This window comes from Pseudomonas sp. P5_A2_2 (assembly GCF_054177685.1).
This window is the reverse complement of record NZ_JBGCUL010000463.1, coordinates 1-3,541: the sequence shown is the minus strand read 5'-3', so window position 1 is coordinate 3,541 and position 3,541 is coordinate 1. Positions and strand designations below refer to the sequence as shown.

At 62.9% G+C, this 3,541-nt stretch carries 2 protein-coding genes; one reads left to right on the top strand and one right to left on the bottom strand.

Annotated elements, in window-relative coordinates; translation table 11 throughout:
• Nucleotides 1–275: YceI family protein (locus tag ACXRVY_RS20445; RefSeq protein WP_458238103.1), on the top strand; the 275-nt coding region annotated here is incomplete at its 5' end.
• Nucleotides 276–493: 218 nt separating this feature from the next.
• Here ACXRVY_RS20445 and ACXRVY_RS20440 read toward each other — a convergent pair.
• Nucleotides 494–3,541: Ig-like domain-containing protein (locus ACXRVY_RS20440; protein ID WP_458238102.1), on the bottom strand; the 3,048-nt coding region annotated here is incomplete at its 5' end.

Genomic DNA, 3,541 nt, shown 5'->3' with positions numbered 1-3,541 from the left:
ACACGGCGACTTATCCGGTGGCGACCTTCGAGTCGACCTCCATCAAGGCTCTGGGCAATAACCGCTACACCATCACCGGCAAACTGTCCCTGCGGGGGCTCACTCGGGAGGTGACTGTGCCGGTGCAACTGAGATCAGAGAGCGCCATCGGCATCTTTGAGGGCCAACTGGTGCTCAAGCGTGACGACTTCAAGATCGGCGAGGGCGAGTGGGCGGACAGTGTGGTGTCCAACGAGATCAATATCCGCTTTCGGATGGTGGCACCGCAGCGGTGACTGGAGTGGGTTTGATAGTGCTGGGGTGGGGGTAACCATAGATGTGGGAGCGGGCTTGCCCGCGATGGCGGTGTAACAGTAAATACAACGGCTGAGGTCAATCAGACGCTTTGCGAATAGAACCGATAGTCAGTAAACCTCACCGCGGTACCCCCTAACGATTCGCAAAAAAAAGCGCCCGATCCACATTGCATGGACCGGGCGCCGATCAATCCGCTCTAGTTCGCTACTACTGGCACCGTCACGGTTTTGCCGAGGGATGATTTGATGGTCGCCGTCGGGCTAGGCGACGGGACACTGCCGACGGTCGTCACCGCTATGTTCCAGCGCGCTCCTGTCGCCGTAGGCGTCAGGGTGGCGGTGCCAAGATTCGCCGTACCGGTTGTGACCGTGGCAGTCGCCGTGATGGTATTGCCCGTGCCACGCGAGGTGGTGCCGGACAGGGCCCAGAAGTAGCGGCCGTTGCTGCGAGCGGTGACGGTAGCGCTGGTGACGATCAGGCTCTCGACGACCGCTGTCGAGACCGCCACGGACACCGTCGCCGGTGCCGACTCCGCGCCCTTGGCATCGGCGGCTTTATAGATAAAGGTCGCGGTGAACGGCGCGGCGACCGTGGCCGGTGGTGTGTAGGTCACGCGCACACCATCGGTGCTGACCACGCCTGTGCCGGAGTTCGGTTGCTCCAGCCCCACTACTCTAAGTGGCACGTTGCCGTCCGGGTCGGTGTCGTTGGCCAGGACGTTGATGATCACCGGTTGGCCGGTGCTGCTGATGGCGCTGTCGGGGTTGGCGATCGGTTTTTGGTTATTGCCATCGTTATTGGCACGGGTATCGCCAGTGCGGAAGGTCGGCAGCGCGGAGGAGTTGACGTAGGTGACGCCGTCCCAGCCGGGCAGGGGCGCTGGCATCAACTGGAACTGGCCAGGGTGCTCGATATCCCAGCGCAGCAGCATGGACGTGTCCTCGTGCTGGGTGTTGTGGCAGTGCTCCATGTAGGTCCCGGCGAATTCCCGGAAGTGGATCGCCATTTCCACGTCCACCGAGCTGTCGATACCTTCGCCGATGCGATAGACGTCCTTGCGCGCCCATTTTTCCCATTCGGGCGGTGGGTTGCCATCGCGGTGGAGGATGATCCCCTCTTCAAAGTGCACGTGCACCGGGTGGTTCCAGCCGTTGCCGCCGCTCTTGATTCTCCACACTTCCAGGGTGCCGTCGCCGGAGAACCCGGCAGGGGTCGGGCCGTTGGCCAGTTGCGGAGCGGCGCTGATGATTCGAGGGTCCATGGGGAAGCCGAATTGACCACCGTCGGTCTTGATCGTCCAGGGGGCTTCGTCGGTGCCATCGGAGCGGCCGAAGATGAACTCGCGATGCCGCGCCACCTTGAGCTTGGCCTGCACCGCCGGATCATCGCGGTTGAGGGTCAGCGGGATCATGGTCTTGCCGGCCGGTTTGCCCGGTTTGGCGGGTTCGAAGTCGGCGGGGTTCATGCTCACGTCCTGGCCGGCATAAGGCTGGACCACCAACTGCAGGAACTTGCCCACCCCCGGGTCGCCGCCGTCCCATTCCAGCCCTTTGCTGCCCAGCTTGAGCACCGCCTTGTACGTCCCGGACAGCACGTCGGCCAGGCTCAGCAGTGTAGCCTCCGGCCCCTTGCCGTCGTGGTGCTCCATCAGGTTGACGAAGTACAGCTTGTCGCCGGTGTTGATCCCGTTTTTCGAGAARTTGACGATGATGTCGTAACGCTCGGCGATGCCCATGGTCGGCAGGATGGCGTTGTGGTTCTGCAGGTCGCCGTTACCTTCCAGGTCCATGCTGCCGTCGAACGGCACGGCGTGTTCCATCAGGTTGCCGTCGTTGGCGATCAAGTGGAACGGCACGCGGCTATAAGACAGGCCGGAACCTGCCGGACCGGGGAATTCGCCGCCGGTGCCGGCGACTTCACGCACCAGCGCGATCCTGAAGTAGCGCGACACCGAGCCATTGAGGATGCGGAAGCGATAGCTGCGCGCCCGCACGTTCAGGCGCGGCTGGTACTGCCAGTTGACCAGGACCTGATCGCCGAGGAAGCCATCGGTGTTGAACGGGTTGAACCACAGTTGGCCATTGGCGTCCCAGGCCTTGTCGGCCACCACCAGGTTGACGTCATAGTCGCGGTTGCCCCAAGGCAGCGCCGAACCGCTGGGCAGGCGCAGGTTGACGCCGTCTTCGAAGGCTTCATTACCGCGATCCAGGGCGCTGTAGTAATTCATCATCACCGCGTTGCCCTTGTAGACGTTCTGCGCGGTGAAATCGACCATGTGGTCATGGAACCAGTGGGTGCTCATGGTTTCGCGCCAGTCGCCGCGGATCTTGATGCTGCCGTTGTTGCACGTCTTCAGGCCCGGCGCGGCATCGTTGACGAACAGGGTTTCGCCCGGGGCGCAGGGGAACGCCGCGCGCGGATCCTGAGCGGTGGTGTTGATGGTGTCGTAACCGGCCAACTGGATCGGCCAGCGATAGTCGTAGTACTGTCCCGGAAAGAAGAACGCRCCGGWAAAGCCRTCGCTTTCGGCCGGGGAGTGGCCGTTGTGTTCGTGGGTGGTGAGGGTGTGCAGRCCAAAGCCCATGTTGGCCGMCGGATCGATCGGCAGGGCGTTGTAGTGGCGCATCAGCGCGGCTTGACCGTAACGCACCATCAACAGTTTTGGCGGAAAGGTGCCGTCGAAGGTCCAGAGCGCCTTGTGGTTCTGAATCGGCATGTTGGGGTGAAAACGGACATTGATGCCTTTGGTGGTGCCCGCAATGACCGGGGTAATCGAGGTCTGGTTGTAGAGCCCGCCCGGCCCGAACTCACCGACGGCGTAGTTGTGCAACTGTCGGCGGTCGCGCATGCCGCTGTTGACCTGGGCGCCCGCTTGTACGGTTTTGAAGCCGACCTGCGGGAAGAATTCGTTCCAGCGCTGGTGCGACCAGCCTTTTCCTGGCGGCCGACCTTCGGCCGGCGAGCCGACCGGATGGCGGTTGAGGAAGGCTTCGATCTGCGCTTTCCACGGGTTGCGGTCCAGCACGTTGGAAAATTGCGACGGAAACGGGAACAGCCCCGGCTGGCGCATGAAGGCTACCAGCGCCGTGGGCGAAGGGCCGCTACGGGCGATGTTGCTCGGGTCCTGCGTGGGCGCCGGGCCGACGAGCGGAACCGGAAAGGTCAGGGGCGGTGCCGGCAGTGTCGGGTCGAGTTTTTCCGTGCCGAATTCTTCGAACAGCAGCAGTTGCTGCGTGTACGGCTG